This window comes from Actinomadura sp. 9N407 (assembly GCF_044326315.1).
Lineage (GTDB): Bacteria > Actinomycetota > Actinomycetes > Streptosporangiales > Streptosporangiaceae > Spirillospora.
Map to the genome: position 1 here is coordinate 327,699 of NZ_JBIRAW010000001.1, position 21,918 is coordinate 349,616.

Here is a 21,918-nt window from a genome sequence, read left to right on the forward strand (position 1 = left end):
CCCGCCGCCGCTGGAAGCCGTCACCGTACGGGTCGAGCTGACAGCCGGTGACGGCATCAAGGCCCGTACGCAGAGCCGGTTCGTCGAGGTGCCCGGCCTCAGTGCCGAGCCCGGCGAAGCCCCGGCGGGGACCGCCGTACGGGTCAGGGGCAGCGCCTGGACGCCGGGCGCCATGGTGCAGGTCCAGATCTGCGGGCAGAACGCGGTGCACGGCTCGGCCGACTGCGATACCCGGTTCGGAGTCACCGCGCGGATCGCTCCCACCGGCACGTTCGAGGCCGGGCTCGCGGTAGGAGCGCCGCCCAGCGCGTGCCCGTGTGTGATCCGGGCCGCGACACTGCCGGGCTCCGGCGGACGCGCGCTACAGCGAACGATCCCGTTCGCCGTGCTGGGGCACCGGACCGGCGCGATCCTCCCCGAGGTCGTCCCGGTCCAGGCCGACGTGGTCGGGCTGGACGTCGTCGGGGGCGGCGGGCGGGGCGAGCTGTTCGGCGGCACTCCGCGCCGGACCCTGGTGGTACGGATCCGCAACGCCGGCGCCGAACCGATCAAGGACGCCCCGCTGGTGGCCGGCTGGGGCGCGGGCAAGGAGCCCGACAGCCCGCTCGACGCGCCGGAGAGCGGGAGCATCGGACCGGGCGAGACCGCGACGTACCGGATCCCGGTGGAACTCCCGGCCGCGTCGTTCGGGACGTTCGTCGTGGGCGGCAGGTACGCCGGTTCCGTCCCGTTCAAGACCTCCTTCAGTACCTACCCGTGGGGCCTCATCGGCGCGAACGCGCTCGCCGCGCTGCTGCTGCTCCTCGGGATCCGGCTCACCCTCCGGCGCCGCTCGGCCCGGAGGGCGGCCGCACGAACGCGCGGGGCCATCGCCTCCGCGGGCGCCCTCGCGCCCGCGGTCCACCAGGTGGCCCCGCGCTCCGGCCCCGCCATCGAGGTGGGCGAGCTGCTCGCCCACCTCGACAGGGCCGACCTCGCGAACGGCGTCCCGGGCCAGATCGACCAGGCCGAACTGGTGGCCTACCTGCGCAGCCGCGGCGAGCCGCCGGTGGACCTGGCGGCGCTCGACCGGTTCCTCCAGGAGCGGCGGTGATGGGCTTTCGGTCCCGGGCGGAGCCGCCGCTGCTGGAGGCCCGGGCCCTGGAGACGGCACCGGACTTCGGCGGACTGCGCGGCGTCGGGCTGCGCGTCGAACCGGGCGAGGCGGTCGCGCTCTTCGGGCCCGGGGCGCGGGCCGTCGTGGGGGTCCTCGCGGGACGGACCCCGCTCTCAGGCGGCGCGGTGCTGCTGCGGGGCGCGGAGCAGCCGAAGGGAATCGGCGTCGGCCACCCCATCGGCCCCGCGACCGGCCGGGGCAGGACCCAGTCGGTCGAGGACCACCTGCGCGAGCGCGCCCGGCCGCTCGGCGACGGCGCCTCCCGTACGGCGGCCGCGGTCCTGGGCGTCTTCCCGCTGCTGCGGGCCCGGGCCCGGGCACCGGTGGGCGCGCTGACCGACGGCGAGCACCGGCTTCTCGGGCTGGCCGAGGCGCTGCTGTGCCGGCCCCGGCTGCTGCTGATCGACGGGCTCACTCCGGGACTGGCGGGACCGTCCGCCGGCGCGCTGCCGGTCGTCGTCCGGCGGCTGCTGGACGGGGGCACCGCCGCCGTCCTCGCCGAACCGGTGATCCCGGTGGCGCTCTCGATCGCCGCCCGGGCCTGCGTGCTCGGGAACGGGCGGGTCGCGGCCGAGGTCCTGGCCCCGCGCCCTGCGCGGATCGCCGAGCTGCTCCGTTCCGTCCCCCATCCGGCCACTGACCGATCCGGCAATCCTCAGGAGGAGAGATGCGTTCGTCCTACCGGCGCCTCGGCGTCGTGACCGCGATCGGAGCGGTGAGCGTACTGGGCCTCGGCCCGACCGCGCTCGCGGCCCCGTCGCTCAAGATCAGCAAGTCCACCGGGCTCAAGGCGGGCGACGCGCTCACCGTCGAGTCGTTCACCGGTCTCAAGCCGGACCTGCAGGCCATCGTCATCGGCCAGTGCAAGCCGCGGCTCGCCCAGGGGGCCTGCGTGAACGACAAGGCCCTGGTCGGCGGCAAGAGCGACGCCGAGGGCAAGTGGACCCCCGGCGGCGGAGGCCCGAAGTCGATCGTGCTGGTCGCCGAGATCGGTGACGTCGACTGCACCGCCAAGGCCGGTGCCTGCGTCATCGCCGCCACCAGCCTGCTCGATCCGACGCAGGTGCTCGCCAAGGTCCCGCTGACCTTCGGAACCGGCGGTGGCGGCGGAGATGACGAGGACGGAGATGATGGCGGCACCGGTGGCGGGGGCGGGGGCGGGGGCGGCGGAGGCGACCAGCTGCCGCACACCGGCAGCCCCGACGGCGTTCCCACGTTCGCGCTGGTCGCCTCGGCACTGGTGATGGCCGGAGGTGCCGCCCTCTTCATCATCCCGCGCCGGAGGCGCGAATCCTGAGCCTCGGCTGGCGCTCTCCCCGTTGACTCGTGGCGTGTTCGCCCCTGGCGTCGCCCTTGGAGGCGAACTCGCCACGAGTCAACGTGAGGCGGCGACGGCCGCCAGCACGAAGGCGGTGACGTTCCGTTCCGACTTGCGGATGGTGGTGGCGTCGGCGATGAGCGGGAGCCGCTCGGCCCCCACCACCGCGAGGATGCTGCGCGCGGTCGCGTCGATGTCCGTGCGGCGGAACTCGCCGGACTCCACGCCCTCGGCGAGGATGCCCGCCAGGATCCGCTGCATGGGCGCCACATGCGCGGCCAGCGCCTCGTACGCCTCGGGGCCGAGCGCCGCGGTGACCTCGGCCGCGCTCGGGTGCGGGTGCGCGATGAGCCCGCGCAGCTGCAGGCGGACGAACGCGCGGAGCCGCGTCGTCGCGTCGGCGTTCTTGGGCAGCCCCCGCTCGAAGCTCTCGATGAAGTACGCGGTGACCCGTTCGGTGAAGGCCAGCAGGAGCGCCGCCTTGTCCGGGAAGTAGTTGTACAGCGCGGTGCGGGTCACCTCGGCGGCGGTGGCCACCTGGGTCATGGAGATCGTGTCGATGCCGCGGTCACGGGAGAGCCGGGCGACCGCGTCGAAGATGCGGTCCACCGTCTGCGCACGGTGTTCGCCCAGCGTGCCGGCCGAGATCTTAGGCATGCCTCATCTTCTCACGGTTGGATCAGGCCCGCTCGAAGGCATTGTTTTCACGACAACCTGTCGTTATCTTTAGGTCATACTGTCGTGAAAAGGAGTCGTCATGCCGGCTGAGACCACCGCCGACCGGGAGCCCCTGTCCAGGCTGCTCTACCAGGGCACCACGGCGGCCCACCAGGCCGCCGAGCAGACGCCGTACATGCTCGCGATGTTCCAGGGCAGGCTGACCAGGGAGGCCTACAGCCGCTGGCTGGTGCGCTTCCACTTCGTCTACTCGGCCCTGGAGGCGACGTCCGAGGCACTGCGCGACGATCCCGCCGTGGGCCGGCTCCGGCTGCCCGAGCTCGACCGTACCGAGGCGATCGAGCGCGATCTCGCGTACTTCCACGGCCGGGACTGGCGGGCGGAGCTGAGCCCGTCGCCGGGGACGGACGCGTACGTGGCCCGCTTGCGCCACGTCCGCGAGGAATGGCCGCTCGGGCTCGTACCGCACCACTGGATCCGCTATGCCGGGTACCTGCACGGCGGGGCGACGCTCGCCAAGATGCTCACCGCCACGTACGGCCTGCCCGAGGGCGAGGGCATGCGGTTCTACGACTTCGCCGGCATCGAGGACCGGCCCGCCTTCATCCCCGGCTACCACGACCGCATGAACGCGGTCCCGACCGGGCCGGAGGACGTCGGTGCGCTGGTCGCCGAGGGCACCCGCGCGTTCGAGGCCAACACCGCCATCACGATCGAACTCGGCGACGAGGCGGGCCTGGCCTGAGTGTCCTCCTCCCCCGGTTCCGGGACGAGAAGGCGAGCCGCCCCTGCCGGACGATCCGGCAGGGGCGGCTCCGCTCAGCGGCGGTTCAGGTCAGCTTGATCGCCTGCTTGGGGCAGGCTTCCACCGCCGCCTCGGCGTTGGGGCCCAGCTCATCGGGGATCTCCTCGCTGATCACCTTGCCGTAGCCCCACTCGTCCAGGTCGAAGACCTCGGGCGCGAAGCGCTTGCAGTAGCCCTGCCCGTCGCAGGCCGCGGCGTCGATGACGACCTTCTTCATGATGACTCTCCCAACGGGATCCGGATATCGAAGGGCCGTGCCGCGGCGCAGCGGGCACAGCCCCGGACGGTGTGCGCGTCCACCAAGGAGCGGTGGTGACGGAAGAGCGAGCCGACCAGCACGCTGACGGCGTCGGGCGTGGCGCAGTTGCCGCGCCCGGCCAGACCGCCCGCCATGCGTTCCAGGCGGGCGGCCCCGGCAGGCCCGGCGGTCCCCGACATGAGCTCCGCGAGCAGGCCGGCGACCGCCTCGGTGCCGCGCACGCAGGGCCCGCACTGGCGGGCGTTCGCCCGGTCGAAGAAGGCCGCCGCGCCGGCGGCGACCTCGACCGGGCACTCGCCGGTGAGGAGCACGAAGCCGCCGCAGCCGAGCGTGCTGCCGGCCGCGGTGAAGGCCGCGTGGGTGAGCGACAGGCCGAGGCGCGCCGCCGGCAGCAGCCCGCCGGCCAGCCCTCCCGCCAGGACGCCCGTCACCGCGGCGGGGTCGCCGAGGTGAGCGCGCGCCAGTTCCCGCAGCGGTACGCCGTACGGGACCTCGTACAGCACGGGCGGGCGGCCACCGCCCGACACGGTCGCGAGGAACGTGCCGGGCGAGTCGCCGGTCCCGGCGTCCCGGTACGCGCGGGGGCCGAGCCGTACGGCCAGGGCGAGCTGGGCGAGCGTCTCCGCGTTGCTGACCAGCGTCGGCGCTCCGTACAGGCCCTCCTGCCAGGGACGCGGTGGCTTGACGACGGGCAGCGCGGGCCCACCGCCGATGGCGCGGATCACGGCGGTCTCCTCACCGGCCACATAGGCCGGCTCCACCCGGACCACCTCCAGGGACGGAAAGGGGCTCGCCGCCTTCTCCAGGGCGTCGGCGCCGATCCGGTCGGAGGCGTAGAGGTACGAGCGTTCCGCGCCGACCGCGCGGGCGGCCAGCGACAGGCCCTCGACCACCAGCCCCGGCCGTTCGCGGATGAGGAACCGGTCCTTCACCGAGCCCGGCTCGCCCTCCTCGGCGTTCGCGACCGCGTAGCGGCGCGGCGCGGCGGAGTCGGCCACCGACCGGAGCTTGGCGCCCAGCGGGAAGCCGGCCCCGCCGCGGCCGCGGATCCCGGCGGCGCCGGCGATCTCGATGATCTCGGTCCCGGACGGGCCGGGGCCGCGGGGCGCGCGGCCGCCCGGCGCCGCGGCCAGCAGGCGCGCGGGGCCGAGCGGCCGGACGTGCAGGGGGAAGCGCATCGTGGCCGTTCAGGCGACCTTGAACTCGGTCATCCGCTTGCCCAGCTCCGCCAGCACCTCGGTGTTGAGCTGGTAGGCCAGCAGCGTCTCGGCGACGATCCGCCTGGTCTCCACCTCGTCGAAGCCGAGCGCGTTCAGCCTGTCGCGGTACCCGATCTTGAACGCCTTGTAGTCGGGGATCTCCGGGAAGTTGTAGAAGCCCACGCCCTCGTCGCCGCTGAAGCCGTACGCCCGCTCGGCGGACTTGCGGATGACCTGGCCGCCCGACAGGTCGCCCAGGTAGCGGGTGTAGTGGTGCGCGACGAACCCGCCCGGCCAGTCCGCGACCTGGTTGATCCGCGCCACGTAGGTCAGCGTCGGCTTGGACGGCCGGATCGCGTCCCGCCAGCCGGCGCCGTAGAGCACCTCCAGGTCGTGCTCGAGCGCCGCCACCCGCTCCAGCTCGGGGATCACGAACGGCCCGGCGACGGGGTCGCCGGCCAGCGCGTGCCCCGCCGCCTCGAGGGCGACGTAGGCGAAGTAGTGCTGCGCGACCATCTCGGCATAGCCGTCCTTGGAGATCTGGCCGCCGAGGAGCGCCTGCATGTAATGGGTGTACTCGGCCGCCTCGTGGTCGGTCCAGGTCGCCTTCCTGAGCTGGTCGGCGAAGCCCTCGTCCGGTGTCTGGGTCACGGGATCTCCTTGTCGGCGGTCGCGCCGCCGTTGCGGACGACGCTCGGGGAAACGCTTGCGTTGAAACGATGTTTCACGACAGAGTGTCATTAAGATGGCGGCGGACGTCAAGGGCTTTGACGACATGCCGTCGTGAAACGGCCCGGCCGAGGCCGGCGCCGGAGAGGAGTGGACATGCCCCCTGAACGGGACTCCCGGCAGGCCCTGGACGACCTGGTCCGGGTGCGCGCGGCGCGCGGCGGGAGCGAGGTGTTCGTCTGGTGGACGGGGGACGTCTACGCATGGCTGCCCGGGGACGGGCCGCACCATCTGTTCGGCTTCGAGGGCGTCAACGCCGGCCGCGCGGTCGCCGTGGACGGCGGCGTCGAGCTGCTCACCCGGGAGGCGGCGAGCTATCTCGACCCGGTGTCGCGGGAGGTCGTCGACGGCTGGGACAACCGCTACACCGGCGAGCATGTGGAGATCGAGCACGTCTGGAACGACCCGGTCGACTTCCGCTGGCTCGCCGACGGACCGCGCGGCCCGTTCCGGCTGCCGATGACGCGGCTCGGCGGCGACGTCGTCTTCAACGCCGACGTGCTGCTGGCCTACCCGTCCCCGTTGCCGGTGGCCGGCTACCCGGCCAACTCCGGGGACGACGTCTACCGGGCGATGGAGCTGTTCCAGTACTTCACCCGCGCGGCCGACCTGGACGATCCCGCGCTCGACAGCGTGCCGTGCACGCTGTCGTGGACGCGGATGGCGCCCTGGCTCCCGTGGATGCGGATGGCGGACCGGCCCGGCGCCCTGCTGTACCACTGCCGGGGCATGAAGGTCGCGAGCTGGCCGGAGGTCCCCGCCGGGCTCCGGCGGTTCGTCGAGGACCGGCGGCCGGAGTTCCGGCACGCGCCGGCGGAGTGGTCGCCGGTCAGCGAGACCAGCTGGACCGCCTTCAAGAAGCGCCATCCGGCCGCTTCACCAGGGCCGACTCCCTGATGGGCAATCCATCGTTCGGATGACGCCGGTCCCGCGCGGGCGGTCCTAGCATCGGACCGCCGGCGCCCTCCTTCCTGCCTCAGGAGCGTTCCTGTGGCAGGAACCTGATTCCGGAATTCGACCGGAAGGGGTGATCCCTCTTGGCCCTGTACGTGCTCCGGCGAACGCTGTCGCTGCTGGCCACCGTCTTCGTGGTCATCTCGCTGGTGTTCTTCCTGCTGCGGCTCTCGCCCGGCAGTCCCCTCTACACACGCTGCTCGGCTACAGCTACAGCGAGGAGGGCCGCGCGGCGGTCGCCGAACGGCTGGGCCTCAACGCGTCCCTGCCCGAGCAGTACGCCCGCTACCTGCGCCGCATCCTGGCCGGGGACCTGGGCGAGTCGGTGTTCTCCGGGCAGCCGGTCTGGACCTCGCTCACCCAGCGGGTGCCCGTCTCGCTGGAACTGGCGGCGCTGTCGGGCGGGGTGTGGATGACGATCGGCGCCGTCGCCGGATGCCTGGCGGCGCTGCGCCGGGGATCGTTCTTCGACGGCTTCCTCCGCGTGTTCAGCGTGATCGCCCTCTCGGTACCGAGCTTCTGGCTGGGACTGGCCTTCGTGCTGGTCTTCGGCGTCTACATCACCGGCGTGTTCCCGGTCGGCTACGTCCCTCCCGGGGACGGGCCGGGCCCGCATCTGGCCTCCATGGTCCTGCCCTCCTTCGTGCTCGGCCTGCCCGCCTTCGCCGTGGTCGCGCGGACGCTCCGCGGCTCGCTGCTGGAGGTACTGGACCGCGACTACGTGTCGTTCGCGACCTCGATGGGGATGCGCCGCCGGTTCATCGTGCGCAAGGTGGCGCTGCGCAACGCCGCCATCCCGACCGTGACCGTCGTGGGCCTGATGCTGGGCATGCTGCTCAGCGGCGCGATCCTGATCGAGAACGTGTTCGGCATCCCGGGGCTCGGCCAGCTGATGGTCGACTCCTTCCGCCGCCAGGACTACCCCGTCGCGGCCGGCTGCTGCCTGGCGGTCGCGGTGCTCTACCTGATCACCAACCTGCTGGTCGACCTCGCCCAGATGGCCATCGATCCCCGGATCAGGGAGAGCGTGCTCTCCGGGACGGAGGCCGCATGAGCTCGGCCGGAACGCTCACCGGACCCGGCACCCGCGAGCGGGCGAGGCCGCGCCGCTGGACGTGGGGCCGTCCCCGCGACGCGCTGACCTGGTTCGGGGCCGGCTGCGCCCTGCTGTTCTGCCTGCTGGCCGTCGTGGGGCCGCTGGTCACGTCCGACCCGAACGCCGGCAGCGCCGCCGTGCTCGCCGGCCCCAGTCCCGGCCACCCGTTCGGCACCGACGAACTGGGCCGCGACCTGCTGGCCCGCGCGGCCGTCGGGACCCGGGTCTCCCTGCTGGTCAGCCTCTCGGCGGTGGCACTCGGACTGCTGGTCGCCCTGCCCCTGGGCGTGCTGGCGGGCTACCTCGGCGGCCGGCTCACCGACGACCTGATCATGCGCGCGCTGGAGACCGTCCAGGCGCTGCCGATGTTCGTGCTGGCGATGTTCGTGATCGGGCTCACCGGCACCGGGACCGGCCATCTCGGCCCCGTCGCCATCACGATCACCACCAAGGTCGTGCTGCTGCTGGGGTTCGCGTTCATCCCCTACTTCGCCCGGGTCGCCCGCTCTGCCACGATGGCGGAGGCCGGCCAGGACTACGTGGCCGCGCTGCGCGTCGTCGGCGTCCCGCGCTCGCGGATCGTCCTCGGCGAGCTGCTGCCGAACGTGCTGCCCGCGATGGTCGTGCAGGCGTTCCTGGCGATGGCCCTGGCGATCTTCGCCGAGGGCGGGCTGGGCTTCCTCGGCCTCGGCGTCCAGCTGCCGCAGGCCACCCTCGGCAACCTGACCGGCGGCGGCACCGGCTACCTGCCGGGCGGCGTCTGGTGGTACTCGGTCCTGCCCGGCGCGGTGATGCTCGCCGGGATCCTCGGCTTCAACCTGATCGGCGACGCTCTGGCCGACGGCCTCGGCGAGCGCGGTACCCCGCGATGACCCCCCGGAGGTTTCGATGATGGCCAACGCACCGACACCGGCCCTGTCGCGGCGCCGCGTCCTGGCGGCGCTGGCGTCCGGCGCCGCCGCGATCCCGCTGACCGGCTGCGCGGGGACGGACGCCTCCTCGGGCGGCGTGCTGCGGATCGGGGTCGAGGCGGGCCCGGGCAACATGAACCCGCTCGACTCCGGCAGCGAGGTGACCCGCTGGATCGCCGAGCCGATCATGGAGTCGCTGTACGACTACGACGGCGAACTGCGGTCGGTCCCGCTGCTAGCGGCCGCCGAGCCGCGGGTGTCCGAGGACGGGCTCACCGTGACGATCCCGCTCAAGAAGGGGGTCACGTTCCACAACGGCGACCCGTTCACCGCCGAGGACGTCGTGGCCTCGCTCCGGCACGTGACCGCGCTGGCCGGCGGCAGCGAATGGATCGTCTACTTCCTGCACTACTACGCCGGCGCCCGCGCGGTGGACCCGCACACGGTGGAGATCAAGCTCAACCGCCGGTACGGGCTGCTGCGGTCGCACCTGACCAACCTGCCGATCACGCACCGCTCCTTCGTCCGGCGCAAGGACACGATGATGGGCACCGGGCCGTACCGGCTCGACCGGGTGGCCGCCGGGCTCGGCTACTCGCTGAGCGCTCATCCCGGCCACCACGGGACCGGGGCGCCGTTCCAGCGGCTGGAGTACAAGATCGTCCCGGACGGCTCCACCCGCGCGGTGAACCTGCGCGCCGGCACGCTGGACGTCGCCACGAACCTGCCGGTCGCCGCGCTGCCGCTGCTGCGCGGCAACAGGCGGGTGACCGTGCACAAGGTGGACGCCCCGATCGACATCCTCACCTACGTCAAGGTGGGCGACCGGCCGTTCGACGACGCGAACTTCCGCAGGGCGATCGCGTACTCAATGGACCGGCAGGCCGTGGTCGACAAGGTCTTCGGCGGCGCCGCGACCGTCGGCCAGGGACCGATCGGGCCCGCCGAACGCGGCTACGACCCCGGCCTGAGGGTGTTCCCCGCACGGCCGGACCTGGTGCAGGCCGAGCGGTTCCTGGACGCGGCGGGCGGCGCGGAGCGCGCCTTCACCCTCACCATCGCCGCGAGCCAGACCATCGAGGGCATCGCGCAGATCCTGGTGGAGAACTGGAAGCGGCTCGGCGTGACGGTGAAGCTGGAGGTGCTGCAGAGCGGCCCGTGGGCGCAGCGCTGGATCTCCGGCGACTACCAGATGATCATGAACAGGTTCGCCAGCGGCTTCACCAGCGGCGCCGCGAACTACCTCACGCTCTCCCCCGCCCAGTCCGGCGGCGTCCTGGCCTGCGGCTACCGTGATGCCGCCGTGGACCGCGCCCTCGCGCGGGTCTGGGAGACCTCCGACCAGGCCGAGCGCGACAGGCTGCTGAAACAGGTCAACCGCACGCTCGCGGAGGACACCGTGATGTTCCCGCCGGTGTATCCGAAGATGGTCGTCGGGCAGCGCGACGGCGTGACGGCGATGGATCCGGCCCAGATGCGGATCAGCCGCCTCGGCGTCTCCCGGATCCGGCCGGCGGGAGGGTCCGGTGCCTGAGCCGATCCTGCTGGACGTCGAGGACCTGCACGTCGACTACCCCGGACCTGCCGGCGTGCCCGTCCCGGCCGTGCGCGGGGTGACCTTCCAGCTCCGCCGGGGCGAGGTGCTCGGCCTGGTCGGCGAGTCCGGCAGCGGTAAGAGCACCGTGTGCGCCGCACTGACCCGGACCCTGCCGCCCGGCGCACGATCGCGCGCCACCGGCCTGACGTTCGACGGCACCGAACTGGGCGGCCTCGCGGAGGAGGCCATGCGGCGGCTGCGCGCGAGCCGCATCGGGCTCGTACCGCAGCGGCCGATGACCTCGCTCAGCCCGGCCACCCCGGTACTGGCGCAACTGCGGTGGTACGGCGGCGGCCAGGACCTCACGCCCTTGCTGGAACAGGTCGGGCTCCGAGCCGTCCTGGACCGGCCCCGCGACTACCCGCACCGCTTCTCCGGGGGCCAGTTGCAGCGGCTGCTCATCGTGCTCGCCGCGCTGGCGCGCCGCCCCGACCTGCTGATCGCCGACGAGCCCACCACGACGCTGGACGCCACCGTCCAGGCCCAGGTGCTGCGGCTGCTGCTCGACCTCCGGGACCGGCTCGGCCTGGGCATCCTCTACATCACCCACGATCTCGCCGTCGTCGCGCAGGTGTGCGACCGGGTGGCGGTGATGTACAGCGGACGGCTCGTCGAGACCGGCACGGTCGGGCAGATCTTCGCGGCACCGCGCCACCCGTACACGCAGGCACTGCTGGCGGCACTGCCCGGCCGTACCAAGCCGGGCGACCGCCTCGGCGCCATCCAGGGCAGTGCCGTCGGCGCCGCGCGCCACCCGGGATGCGCGTTCGCGCCGCGCTGCCCGGTCGTGCTGGCGCGCTGCCAGGACGAGGCGCCGCGACAGATCGTCACGCCCGGGGCCACCGTCAGCTGCCATCGCGCCGAGGAGTCCGCATGACCGCGCCACCGGAGAAGCCGCCGCTACTCGAACTCGACCGGGTCACCCGCAGGTTCGTGCTCGGCGGGGGCCTCGACCCGCGCAGGCGCCGGATGGTGCACGCCGTCGAGGACGTGTCGCTGTCGCTGGCGCCCGGCGAGACCCTCGCGATCGTCGGCGAATCGGGCTGCGGCAAGTCGACCATCGCGCGGCTCGCGGTGGGGCTGTCGCGGCCGACCCTGGGCGAGGTGCGCATCGACGGCGTGCCGGCGAGGGCGCGGCTGCCGCGCAAGCTGCGCCGTACGGTCCAGTTCGTTTCGCAGAACCCCTGGTCGGCGCTGAACCGGCGCAAGAGCATCGGCCATGCGATCGGGCAGCCGCTGGCCGTGCACGGGCTGTGCGCGTCGGCCGCCGAACGTGCCGCGCGGGTCGCGGAGCTGCTGGAACAGGTCGGGCTGCCCCCGGAGTACGCCGCCCGCAGGCCCGCCGGCGTGAGCGGCGGCGAGCTGCAGCGCGTCACCGTGGCGCGGGCACTGGCCGCCTCGCCCCGGGCGATCGTCCTGGACGAGCCGACCGCCAGCCTCGATGTCGGTGTGAAGGCGACGCTGGTCAACCTGCTGCTGGACCTGCGCGCGTCGCTCGGGCTCGGCTACGTGCTGATCACCCACGAGCTGGACATCGCCCGGCATCTGGCGACCCATGTCGCGGTGATGTACCTGGGACGGGTGGTGGAGTCGGGCCCCGCCGAGGAGATCTTCACCTCACCTCGGCATCCGTACACGCGGATGCTGCTGGCCGCGATCCCCGTGCCCGACCCGTCCCGGCGCGGGCTGGTGGCGCTGAGCGGGGAGGTGCCCTCGGCGGTGAACCCGCCGCCGGGCTGCGCGTTCCATCCGCGCTGCCCGTACGCGGTGGACCTGTGCGGCCGCGAGCTTCCGGCGCTCGTGGACATCGGGGACCGGCGGAGCGCGTGCCTGCGCGACACCGAACTCCTCGGCACCGCGGCCACCGGGGACCGATGACGGCGGCCGGGGGCGGGACGGTCGTCCCGTCCCGCCCCCGAGCACGCCGCAGGCTAGGGCTTGCCGGGAGCGGACCGGCCGCGCCTGATCAGGAGGATCACCACGCCCGCCACGACCAGCACCGCGATGGCGCCGCCCACCAGGAGCGTGGTCCCCGAGCCCTCGTCCTTCTTCGCCGCGGGCACCGCCTGCGCCGGCGGGGAGGCGGCGACGGCGGGCGCTCCGGACGCGCCGCCGCCACCGGCGAAGGTGAGGGGCACCGTGACGAAGTTGCGGGTGGACGTGGGGTCGGCCGGATCGTTCGTCATCAGCGCGCACGAGGTCTTGGTGCAATCGGTGTCGCCGTAGACCGGCACGGCCTTGAGCTTGGCCGACAGCGAGCCGTCGGCACCGGTGGTCGCCTTGGCGTAGTTGCCGGTGTCGCAGGCCGCGCCGAGCGGCTTCTTGCTGTCGCAGACGGCCACGAACAGGATCTTCTCCGCCTCGAAGCCCGTGCCCTTGACCGTGATCCGCGTACCGGCGGCGAGGTCGCCGGACGGGGTGACGGTGAGCTCCGGCTTGGCCGCCGAGGCGGACGCGGTGGTGGTGGCGAGCGTGGCCGGCGCCAGGGCGGCGGCGAGCAGGGACGCGGCCAGCGGCCTGGCCCAGGCCGGTACGGGACGAATCGCGGGCATCAGGGGCCTCCCTCGGGGTTCTGCCGCAGGCTCCGAAGGAACCTCGGCAGTGACTTGCGGAACACTGTTTCACGACATAGTGTCGTAAAACAAGACCGGCCGGCGAGCCCCGAGAGGACCTCCATGAGCACCGAGGCACCGCCCTCGTCCCCGCCCGCCGAGCACCATCGCGGGCACCGCGACGTGACCGGCGGCTGGCTCCGCCCGGCGGTGTTCGGCGCGATGGACGGGCTGGTGTCCAACTTCGCCCTGATCAGCGGGGTGGTCGGCGGCGGCGCCTCGTCCGCCACGGTGGTGATCACCGGGCTGGCCGGGCTGGCCGCCGGGGCCTGCTCGATGGCCGCCGGCGAGTACACCTCGGTGGCCTCGCAGACCGAGCTGATGCGGGCCGAGATCGAGGTGGAGCGCACCGAGCTCGCCCGCGACCCCGACGGCGAGCTCGCCGAGCTGACCGCCCTCTACCGGGCCCGCGGGCTGGACGAGAGGACGGCGGGCTCGGTGGCCCGGCAGCTGTCCGAGCGACCCGAGGTGGCCTGGCGCGTGCACGTCCGCGAGGAGCTCGGTGTGGACCCCGACGATCTGCCCTCGCCGTACGTGGCCGCCGGCTCCTCGTTCACCGCCTTCGCGCTCGGCGCGATCATCCCGGTGCTGCCGTTCATGCTCGGCGCCGACGGCCTGCTCGTCGCGGCGGTCGCGAGCACGCTGGCCCTGCTCGCCGCCGGGGCGGTCGTGGCGCGGCTGACCGCCCGCCCCTGGTGGCGCGGCGCGCTGCGGCAGCTCGTCCTCGGCGGCCTGGCCGCCGCCGCCACGTTCGGCATCGGCGGCCTGGTCGGCGCCGGCCTGTCATGAACCTCCCGGCGTCCCACTCGCGACCCGGTCCGTCAGCCGCTGTAGCCGATCTCCGCCGACAGCTTGCGCGTCACTTCGAGCAGGGCCTCGGCGCATTTCTTGGCCTCGCCGCGGAAGCGCTCGGCCGGGCCGCAGACGCTGATGACGCCCGCCGGCCTGCCGTGATGGTCGAGCACCGGCGCGGCGACCGAGGCCGAGCCGGGCTGGCGCTCGGCGATCGACTGGGCGTAGCCGCGCCTGCGGATGGTCTTCAGCTCCCTGCGCAGGGCCTTCTCGTCGACGACGGTGCGCTCGGTCAGCCGGACGAGCGGCGTGCCGGCGAAGTAGGCGTCGATCTCCTCCTCGTCCAGGAACGCCAGGAACGCCTTGGACGAGCCGCCCGCGTGCAGCGGATAGGGGAACCCGAGGTTCACCGACATCATGACCTCGCGGCTCGGGGTCACCTGGTCCACGTACACCCGGGAATCGCCCGTACGGATCGACAGCGTCGCGGTCTCCGACAGCGAGCGGGACAGGCCCTCCAGCTCGGGGGCCGCGATCCGCCGGATGTCGATGCGATCGAGATAGGCCAGCCCGAGCCGCATCGTGGTGACGCCCAGCGCGTAGCGGCGGGTGTACTCGTCCAGCTGGATCAGCCCGCGCACCCGGAGTGACGCGAGGATGCGGTGCACCGCGGCCTTGGACAGGCTCAGCCGCTCGGCGATCTCGGTCACGCCGAGGGTGGTCGAACCGGGCTCGGCGAACAGCACGAGCACGTCCACGGCACGTTCCACGGTGGCGACCGTCTTGCTCGACGACTCGCCGCGGCGGCGGACCGGCTTGGATGTGTCCATGGGCATGGGAGTCCCTACTGGTCGGGCGCCGTGTTCAGCCGGCGATCTCAGCCTTCAGGCCCTGGCGCGCCCGCTCCGGCGACCGCATCCGGTACCCAAGGTAGATCACACTCCCATCCTGGAACAATATTCCAGATGATGGAACACGCTCGGGTGGAGCGAGGAAGCACGGAAGGACCCGAGGCCGGTACGGGGGCTCGTTCAGGAGGGGCGGATCAGGCCGCGACGCGTGGCGGCGGCGACCGCGGCCGTGCGGGAATCGACCTCGAGCTTGGCGTAGATGTGCACCAGATGGGTCTTGATCGTGGTTTCGCTGAGGAACAGGCGCTTGCCGATCCGCCGGTTCGACAGCCCTTCGGCGACCAGGGCCAGCACCTCCAGCTCCCGGCCGGTCAGCGTGGCGGCGGGGGCCCGCAGCCGGCCGAGCAGCCGGGAGGCGACGCTGGGCGCGAGCGCGCTGTCCCCGGCGGCCGCCGACCGGATCGCGGCGTACAGCCGCTCGGGCGGCGCGTCCTTCAGCAGGTAGCCGATGGCGCCCGCCTCGATGGCGGCGAGGATGTCGGAGTCGCCGTCGAACGTGGTCAGCACCAGGACCCGGGGAGCACCGGCACCGGACGCGGTGATCCGCCGGGCCGCCTCGCTCCCGTGCATCCCGGCGCCGAGCCGCAGGTCCATCAGCACGACGGCGGGCCGCAGCCGGCGCGCCTCGGCGACGCCCTGCTCCCCCGTCGCCGCCTCGCCGACCAGCTCGAAGTCGGGCCGGCCGAGCAGCATGGCGCGGATGCCGGAGCGCACGACGGGGTGATCGTCCACCAGCAGGATACGGATCGGCCGCCCCGGGTCCTTCCTCATCTCGCGCTCAACGTAAGCGGCGGGGGACGCGGGCCACATCGATCGAAAGGTTGATTCCGGGCGTCCGGTCGAGCCGGACGAGTATGAAAAATCCAGAAAACGCCGTGCGTAGAGTACTGATTTCGTCGCGCTCCGATGCCAGGATATGACTTCGTGGTCAGTGGACAGGTGATGGAATGACGACGCGCGACCCCCACGGCCTCACCGGCCCGGCAAGCTCCCGTATCTACGACTTCTCGATCGGTGGCAAGGACAACTACACCCCCGATCGCGATGTCGCCTTGCAGGCCTTCGAATCGCTCCCCGCCGCCCGCCTCCTCCCCCGGGAGAACCGCAAGTTCATGCGGCGGGCGGTGCGGTTCCTGCTGGACGAGGGCGTCCGGCAGTTCATCGACATCGGCTGCGGCCTTCCCGGCAACGGCAACGTCCACGAGGTCGTCCACGGCACCGCCCCGGACGCGCCCGTGGTGTACGTCGACAACGATCCGGTCGCCATCGTGCACTACCAGTCGCGGCTGCACTCGGTGCCGGCGGCGACCGCCGTGCACGCCGACGCGCGCGAGCCGGCGGCCATCCTGAAGCATCCCGAGGTCACCGGGCTGATCGACTTCGACCGTCCGGTCGGCGTGCTGATGTGCAGCGTGCTGAGCCATCTGCTGGACGAGGACGATCCCGCCGCCACGGCCCGCGCGTTCCGGGAGGCCATGGCGCCCGGCAGCCGGCTCGCCCTGTGCGACCTCACCGACGAGAACCTCACCCCCGAGGAGGCCGCCATCCGGGACGAGCTGGTCGAGCGCACCGGGGTGATGATCACGCTGCGGCCCCGGGCGTACATCGCCGGCTACTTCGACGGGCTGGAGCTGGCCGATCCGGGCCTGGTCGACGCGCCGGACTGGCGTCCCGACCGGGCGCACGAGGCCGCCACCGGCTGGCTCATCGGCGGTGTCGCACGCAAACCCTGACGTGGTCCCCCGCCTGGCCGCGCCGCCCCTGAGGAACAGCGATGACCGATCCAGACCCGCCCGCCCCCCGCCGCGCCCCGCTCGACTTCACCGTCCCGACCAGTACCCGGATGAGCGACTTCGCGCTGGGCGGCAAGGACAACTTCAAACCGGACCGCGCCATCGCGCAGCGGCTGCTGGAAACGCTGCCCGCGCTGAGCCTGCTGCCCAGGGAGAACCGCAAGTTCATGCGGCGCGCCGTACGCCACCTGCTCGCCGCCGGGGTCCGGCAGTTCGTCGATGTCGGCTGCGGGCTGCCCGGCAAGGGCAACGTGCACCAGATCGTGCACGGCACCGATCCGGACGGCACCGTCGTCTACGTCGACCACGATCCGGTCGCGGTCGTCCACTTCCAGGCGCTGCTGCACCAGGTGCGCGGAGCCACCGCCGTACGGGGCGACGCCCGCGACCCGGCGGCCATCCTGCGGCTTCCCGAGGTCACCGCGCTGATCGACTTCGACCGGCCGGTGGGCGTGCTGATGTGCGGCGTGCTGTCGCAGATCCGCGACGAGGAGGACCCGGAAGGGGTCGTGGCCGCGTTCCGCGACGCGATGGCGCCCGGCGGCCATCTGGCGCTGTGCGACATCACCGCCGACGGCATGCCCGCCGAGGACCTGGCGCGGACCGAGAGCCTGCTCCAGGAGGCCGGGCTGGTGAGCCTGTTCCGGGGGCGCGAACGGATCACCGGGTTCTTCGACGGCTTCGAGCTGCTGGAACCCGGCGTGGTGCCCTCGCCCGACTGGCGTCCCGACCGCCCGTACGACCCGCCCTCGGGCCGGCTGCTCGCCGCCGTCGCCCGCAAGCCCTGAGGACGCCCCGGGATCGGGCGACGCCCGGGGCGGACGGCGGCCGTGATCGGACGGCGCCCCGGGCTCAGACGGCGACGGTGGCGGTGGATCCGGCCCGGCGCTTGGTGATGCGCAGCTGGGCGGGGACCCGGGTGCGCAGCTCGGCGACATGGCTGACGATGCCGACCGCGCGGCCGCCGTCGCGGAGCCCGTCCAGGACGTCCATGACCTCGTCGAGGGTCTCCTCGTCCAGGGTCCCGAAGCCCTCGTCCACGAACAGCGTGTTGATCTCGGTGCCGCCGGCCTCGGCCGTGACCACGTCGGCCAAGCCCAGCGCCAGCGCCAGCGAGGTGATGAACGACTCGCCGCCCGACAGCGTGACCGGGTCGCGCCGCACGCCCGTCCAGCCGTCCACCACGAGCAGGCCGAGCCCGCCGCCGCTCCTGGACCGGTCGCCGGCCGACTTGCCGACCGTGTGCAGCAGCGCGTAGCGGCCCGCCGACATCCGGCCGAGCCGCTCGTTGGCCGCCGCGACGACCTGCTCGAGCCGGGCCGCCAGCACGTACGCCGACAGCGACATGCCGAGCCGGTTGGACGGCGACTTGCCCGAGGCCAGGCCCGCGAGCCGTTCGGCCACGCGGTGCCGCTCGGCGGCGGGCCGCCAGAGGTGGACCGCGCCGGCCAGCTCGCCGCGCAGCACGTCGAGCCGGTCGCAGCGGCGCCGGGCCCGCTCGGCGGCCGTGGCCGCCTCGGAATGCGCCGACTCGGCGGCCTCGACGGCCGCCTCCAGCGTGGCCAGGTCGGGTGCGGGCTCGCGGGCGGCCGCGGCCAGCTCGGGGTCCTTGAGCGCGGACTTGACCGCGGCCTCCTGGTCCTCGAACCGGCGCACCTGGTCGCGCAGCCCGGCCTGCTCCTCGTCGGACAGCGCGGCGGCGCCGACCTCGTCGGGTGACCGGAACCCCTCGTTGGTGGCGGCGGCCCTGGCCTCGGCGCGGGCGGCGGCCAGCTCCCCGGCGGCACGGTCGGCGTCCTGCAGGGTGCGGACGGCCTCGCCCAGCGCGTCGGCCTCGGCGCGCAGGCGCTCGACCCGGGCCTCCAGGGACGGGTCGTCACCGCGCGCCTCGTCCAACTCGGTGCGCATCAGCTCCTGCTGCGCAGCCAGCTCCCCATCGCGCGCCCGGTTGGTGACGAGCGTCCGCGCGATCTCGTCGCGCTGGTCGCGGGCCTGCTCCAGCTCCCGCTCGGCCCGGTGCAGCAGCGCCTCCATGCGCTCGGCCTCGGCCGCCGCCGCCTCCGCGCCGGCCAGCGCCCGCTCGGCGCCGTCGAGCTCGGCGGCCAGGTCGGCGGCGGGCGTCTCGCCGACGCTCTCCAGGGCCGCGTCGCGCTGCGCCCGCAGCGACTCCACCTGCTTGGACGCGTCGTCGCGCCGCTCCTGCGCCTGCTCGTACGCCGACTGGGCGCGGTCCTCGTCCTCCTCGCCGGGGATGAGGCCGAGGGCCGCGGCGGGCTCGGGATGCTCGGCCGAACCGCACACCCGGCACGGCTCCCCGTCGCGCAGATCGGCCGCGAGCGTCGCGGCCATGCCCTCCAGGCGCGCCTGCCGCAGCTCCTGCAGCCGGTCGCGGGCCGCCTGGGCCGCGTCGACCGCCTGCCGCTGCGCGTCCTCGGCGTCGCCGAGCAGGCCGGCCAGCCGATCGCGCCGCTCCGCGTCGTCGAGCCGGCGCCGGACGTCCTGGACGGCGGCCACCGCACCGGGACGGCCCGCCGCGGTGATCCGGGCGTCCTCGTAGAGTCCCCGCTGCGCCTCCACCAGCCCGGGCAGCTCGCCGAGGGTCGCGGCGAGCTCGGCCTCCTTGGGCTCCAGCCGCTCGCGCTCGCCGGCCAGGCCGTGCCGTTCGCCGGTGACCTGCACGAGCCGCCGGGACGTCTCGCGCTTGGCGTCGAGCGCGGCGATGTCGTCGCGCCGCGTCCGCTCGGCCTTGGCCAGAACGTCCTCGGCGGCGTTGGGCCCGGTGAGCACCGCGACCCGGGAACGGGCGAGGGCCGCGCGGTCGTGCGCGGACTTGGCGCGGTGCGTCCGGTCGGTGAGGTTGCGCACCAGCGGCACCACGCGGTCGGCGCGGGCCGCCGCGTCCAGCCGCGAGGTCAGCTCGGCGCGATCGGCGGCCCGCTCCTGGAGCGCGTCGCGGCGGCGCAGCGCCTCGGCGTGCCGCCGCTGCCGGTCGGCGAGGGCGTGCGCCTCGTTCAGCGCGGAACGGGCGGCCTGCTCGCCGTCGGCGGCACGGACGCGCAGCTCCTCGGCGGACGCGCGGATCGCCTCGTGCTGTCCCGCCAGCTCGGCGGCCCAGGCGGGCAGCACCTCGATCTCGTCGAACGGCTCGGCCGGCGGCTCGCCCTGGCGGGGCTTGGGCACCTGGGCCGCGGCCTTGCCACCCGGCGGCGGTGCCCCGGTCGCCTCGGCGACGCGCTCGGCGATGGACTCGGCGCCGGTACGCAGCGCGATCGCGTCGCGGCCGGTGTCCGCGCGCCGGTCGGCCAGCCACTTCTCGACATGCGTGAACACCTCGGCGGCGAAGAGCCGTTCGAGGACCTTGCGGCGATCCTCGGCGCCCGCCCGCAGGAAGCTCGCGAACTCGCCCTGCGGCAGCATCGCCACCTGGCAGAACTGCGGGGCCGTCATGCCGAGCAGCTGACCGATCTGGTCGCTCGCCTCGTCGATCCGGTTGGTCAGCCCGACCCACTCGCCGTGCTCCAGCTCCTCGAGGAGGGCCTTGGGCTTCTCCGAGGTGGTGCCGGTGCCGCGCAGCTTGGGCCGCTCCCAGCCGGGGGAACGGGAGATGCGCAGCCGGCGGCCGCGAATGGTGGTCTCCAGCACGACGCGCGGTGCCGTCTCGGCGGCGGCATGGTCGCTGCGCAGGCCCTTCACCGCGTTGCGCGCCCCGGGCACCTGCCCGTACAGCGCGAAGCAGACGGCGTCGAGCACGCTGGTCTTGCCCGCGCCCGTCTGGCCCTGGATCAGGAACAGCCCGGCCTCCGACAGCGCGTCGAAGTCGATCTCCTCCGTACCCGAGAAGGGCCCGAACGCGGTGACCCCCAGCCGGTGCAGCCTCATGCGAGCGCTTCCTTCCGCCGGCAGCCCTCGAAGGCCTCGTGCAGCAGCTCGCGCTCGGGCCCGGCGGCCGGGGCGTCGCTCATCTCGGTGACGAAGTCGCCCGCGATGTCCAGCTCCGAACGCTCCCTGATCCGCTCGGACCAGGTGCGGCCGCCGTCGCCGGTGCCGCCGTCGGGCTCGAACGCGAGCACCAGCGCGTGCGGGAACCGGCGGCGCAGGCGCTCCATCGCGGCGGACGGACGGCGGGGGTCGGTGAGCGTGACCTGGAGCCAGCACTCCTCGTACGGCTCGAAGCGCGGATGCGACAGCAGCTCGTCGATGCGGCCCGAAACGCGCGCGACGCGGCGCGGCACCGGCGACTCCACGAACGCGGCATCGAGCCCGCCGTCGTGCAGGTCGACCAGCCACGAGCCCTTGACGTGGTGCTCCTCGGAGAACGAGTAGGCCAGCGGCGAGCCGGAGTAGCGCACCCGATCGGTGATCCGCTGCCTGCCGTGCAGGTGGCCCAGCGCCACGTAGTCGATGCCCTCGAACAGGCCCGCCGGGACGCTGGAGGCACCGCCGACGGAGATGTCGCGCTCGCTGTCGCTGGTCTCCGGCTCCCCGCCCGTGCCTCCGGTGACGAACGCGTGCGCCATCACCACCGAGCGCGTGCCCGGCCGCTCGACCTGGTCGGCCCGTACGCGGCGGACGGCCTCGGACAGCACGGCGGAATGGCTGCGCTCGTCGAGGGTCCAGGTGTTCCGGACGATCTCGGGCTCCAGATACGGGATGCCGTAGATCGCGGTGTCGCCGATGACGACCGGCTCCCCCACCCGGGCCGGGTCGGTGCGGATGTGCACGCCGCCGGCGTCCATCAGCGACGAGCCGAAGCCGAGCCGCTGGACCGAGTCATGGTTGCCCGCGATCAGCACCACCCGGGTCAGCTCCGCCAGCCGCTCCAGTGCCTCGTTGCACAGCCGGACGGCGTCCACCGCGGGCAGTGCCCGGTCGTAGACGTCGCCGGAGATGAGGACGGCGTCGACCCGCCGGCCATCGGGCGGAGACCGTACGGTCTCGACCAGGTGGTCGACGAAGCGGCCCTGGGCGCCGAGCAGGTCCTCGCGGTGGAACGATCGGCCCAGATGCCAGTCGGAGGTATGGAGAAGTCGCATGTCGCAGCCACCCTAGGCACCACCCCCGACACTTCCGGCACAGAAACGCCGACGAACCCCGAACGATCACCGATA

22 protein-coding genes are annotated in these 21,918 nt (G+C 73.6%); 13 read left to right on the plus strand and 9 right to left on the minus strand.

What is annotated here, in order from left to right; genetic code table 11:
* Positions 1–88 precede the first annotated feature (88 nt).
* The 3 genes from ACH34Q_RS01365 to ACH34Q_RS01375 are packed head-to-tail and all read left to right on the plus strand — an operon-like array spanning position 89 to position 2,453.
* Positions 89–1,093: a hypothetical protein gene (locus ACH34Q_RS01365; protein WP_395980812.1), complete on the plus strand. Its 1,005-nt coding sequence runs from the start codon at positions 89–91 to the stop codon at positions 1,091–1,093.
* Positions 1,093–1,857, plus strand: a complete 765-nt coding sequence (locus ACH34Q_RS01370) for a hypothetical protein (RefSeq protein ID WP_395980813.1) — start codon at positions 1,093–1,095, stop codon at positions 1,855–1,857. Before ACH34Q_RS01365 ends, ACH34Q_RS01370 begins: the two co-directional genes overlap by 1 nt.
* The gene (locus ACH34Q_RS01375) at positions 1,824–2,453 is read left to right on the plus strand and encodes a neocarzinostatin apoprotein domain-containing protein (RefSeq protein ID WP_395980814.1); all 630 of its coding nucleotides are present in this window, start codon (positions 1,824–1,826) and stop codon (positions 2,451–2,453) included. The genes ACH34Q_RS01370 and ACH34Q_RS01375 overlap by 34 nt, the downstream gene beginning before the upstream one ends.
* A gap of 78 nt (positions 2,454–2,531) precedes the next feature.
* On the opposite strand, the gene ACH34Q_RS01380 is transcribed toward ACH34Q_RS01375, so the two are convergent.
* Positions 2,532–3,131, minus strand: coding sequence for a TetR/AcrR family transcriptional regulator (locus ACH34Q_RS01380; protein WP_395980815.1), 600 nt, complete (start codon positions 3,129–3,131; stop codon positions 2,532–2,534).
* A gap of 100 nt (positions 3,132–3,231) precedes the next feature.
* Here ACH34Q_RS01380 and ACH34Q_RS01385 point away from each other — a divergent pair, with 100 nt between their 5' ends.
* A complete protein-coding gene (locus tag ACH34Q_RS01385) occupies positions 3,232–3,897 on the plus strand; it encodes a heme oxygenase (biliverdin-producing) (RefSeq protein WP_395980816.1) in 666 nt (221 codons plus the stop codon).
* An 85-nt stretch (positions 3,898–3,982) separates the two neighbouring features.
* Here the strand turns inward: ACH34Q_RS01385 and ACH34Q_RS01390 are convergent, their stop codons facing one another.
* From ACH34Q_RS01390 to ACH34Q_RS01400, 3 genes are read right to left on the minus strand one after another with little or no spacing between them, the layout of a single operon-like run.
* A complete protein-coding gene (locus ACH34Q_RS01390) occupies positions 3,983–4,174 on the minus strand; it encodes a ferredoxin (RefSeq protein ID WP_395980817.1) in 192 nt (63 codons plus the stop codon).
* Positions 4,171–5,394, minus strand: a complete 1,224-nt coding sequence (locus ACH34Q_RS01395) for an NADH-ubiquinone oxidoreductase-F iron-sulfur binding region domain-containing protein (protein ID WP_395980818.1) — start codon at positions 5,392–5,394, stop codon at positions 4,171–4,173. Before ACH34Q_RS01395 ends, ACH34Q_RS01390 begins: the two co-directional genes overlap by 4 nt.
* A gap of 9 nt (positions 5,395–5,403) precedes the next feature.
* Complete coding sequence (locus ACH34Q_RS01400; protein WP_395980819.1) at positions 5,404–6,066, minus strand: heme oxygenase (biliverdin-producing); 663 nt, start codon at positions 6,064–6,066, stop codon at positions 5,404–5,406.
* Positions 6,067–6,240: 174 nt separating this feature from the next.
* Between ACH34Q_RS01400 and ACH34Q_RS01405 the strand changes: the two genes are divergently transcribed.
* The 6 genes from ACH34Q_RS01405 (at position 6,241) to ACH34Q_RS01430 (ending at position 12,580) form a co-directional block, all read left to right on the plus strand.
* Complete coding sequence (locus ACH34Q_RS01405; protein ID WP_395980820.1) at positions 6,241–7,041, plus strand: DUF1838 family protein; 801 nt, start codon at positions 6,241–6,243, stop codon at positions 7,039–7,041.
* 130 nt (positions 7,042–7,171) lie between these two features.
* Positions 7,172–8,152, plus strand: a complete 981-nt coding sequence (locus ACH34Q_RS01410; protein WP_395980821.1) for an ABC transporter permease — start codon at positions 7,172–7,174, stop codon at positions 8,150–8,152.
* Positions 8,149–9,066 carry an ABC transporter permease gene (locus ACH34Q_RS01415; protein WP_395980822.1) on the plus strand — a complete coding sequence of 306 codons (918 nt, stop codon included), beginning with the start codon at positions 8,149–8,151 and terminating at the stop codon, positions 9,064–9,066. The genes ACH34Q_RS01410 and ACH34Q_RS01415 overlap by 4 nt, the downstream gene beginning before the upstream one ends.
* 16 nt (positions 9,067–9,082) lie before the next feature.
* On the plus strand, positions 9,083–10,639 hold the full coding sequence (locus ACH34Q_RS01420) for an ABC transporter substrate-binding protein (RefSeq protein WP_395980823.1): 1,557 nt from the start codon (positions 9,083–9,085) through the stop codon (positions 10,637–10,639).
* Entirely contained in the window at positions 10,632–11,579 is a 948-nt protein-coding gene (locus tag ACH34Q_RS01425) for an ABC transporter ATP-binding protein (protein ID WP_395980824.1), read from the plus strand. The genes ACH34Q_RS01420 and ACH34Q_RS01425 overlap by 8 nt, the downstream gene beginning before the upstream one ends.
* Positions 11,576–12,580, plus strand: coding sequence for an oligopeptide/dipeptide ABC transporter ATP-binding protein (locus tag ACH34Q_RS01430; protein WP_395980825.1), 1,005 nt, complete (start codon positions 11,576–11,578; stop codon positions 12,578–12,580). Before ACH34Q_RS01425 ends, ACH34Q_RS01430 begins: the two co-directional genes overlap by 4 nt.
* A 53-nt stretch (positions 12,581–12,633) precedes the next feature.
* Here ACH34Q_RS01430 and ACH34Q_RS01435 read toward each other — a convergent pair whose 3' ends face one another.
* Positions 12,634–13,254, minus strand: coding sequence for a neocarzinostatin apoprotein domain-containing protein (locus ACH34Q_RS01435; RefSeq protein ID WP_395980826.1), 621 nt, complete (start codon positions 13,252–13,254; stop codon positions 12,634–12,636).
* Between the two features lie 123 nt (positions 13,255–13,377).
* Here ACH34Q_RS01435 and ACH34Q_RS01440 point away from each other — a divergent pair, with 123 nt between their 5' ends.
* A complete protein-coding gene (locus ACH34Q_RS01440; RefSeq protein WP_395980827.1) occupies positions 13,378–14,103 on the plus strand; it encodes a VIT1/CCC1 transporter family protein in 726 nt (241 codons plus the stop codon).
* A 32-nt stretch (positions 14,104–14,135) separates the two neighbouring features.
* On the opposite strand, the gene ACH34Q_RS01445 is transcribed toward ACH34Q_RS01440, so the two are convergent.
* Positions 14,136–14,942 (minus strand): IclR family transcriptional regulator, encoded by an 807-nt coding sequence (locus ACH34Q_RS01445; protein ID WP_395980828.1) that lies wholly within the window; start codon positions 14,940–14,942, stop codon positions 14,136–14,138.
* Between the two features lie 195 nt (positions 14,943–15,137).
* The gene (locus tag ACH34Q_RS01450) at positions 15,138–15,788 is read right to left on the minus strand and encodes a response regulator (RefSeq protein ID WP_395980829.1); all 651 of its coding nucleotides are present in this window, start codon (positions 15,786–15,788) and stop codon (positions 15,138–15,140) included.
* A gap of 176 nt (positions 15,789–15,964) precedes the next feature.
* On the opposite strand from ACH34Q_RS01450, the gene ACH34Q_RS01455 reads away from it, so the two are divergent.
* Both ACH34Q_RS01455 and ACH34Q_RS01460 read left to right on the plus strand, forming a co-directional pair.
* Entirely contained in the window at positions 15,965–16,750 is a 786-nt protein-coding gene (locus ACH34Q_RS01455; protein ID WP_395980830.1) for an SAM-dependent methyltransferase, read from the plus strand.
* Between the two features lie 41 nt (positions 16,751–16,791).
* Positions 16,792–17,598 (plus strand): SAM-dependent methyltransferase, encoded by an 807-nt coding sequence (locus ACH34Q_RS01460; RefSeq protein ID WP_395980831.1) that lies wholly within the window; start codon positions 16,792–16,794, stop codon positions 17,596–17,598.
* A 64-nt stretch (positions 17,599–17,662) separates the two neighbouring features.
* Here ACH34Q_RS01460 and ACH34Q_RS01465 read toward each other — a convergent pair whose 3' ends face one another.
* Both ACH34Q_RS01465 and ACH34Q_RS01470 read right to left on the minus strand, forming a co-directional pair.
* Positions 17,663–20,689: an AAA family ATPase gene (locus tag ACH34Q_RS01465; protein WP_395980832.1), complete on the minus strand. Its 3,027-nt coding sequence runs from the start codon at positions 20,687–20,689 to the stop codon at positions 17,663–17,665.
* A complete protein-coding gene (locus ACH34Q_RS01470; RefSeq protein ID WP_395980833.1) occupies positions 20,686–21,843 on the minus strand; it encodes an exonuclease SbcCD subunit D in 1,158 nt (385 codons plus the stop codon). The genes ACH34Q_RS01465 and ACH34Q_RS01470 overlap by 4 nt, the downstream gene beginning before the upstream one ends.
* Positions 21,844–21,918: the final 75 nt, after the last annotated feature.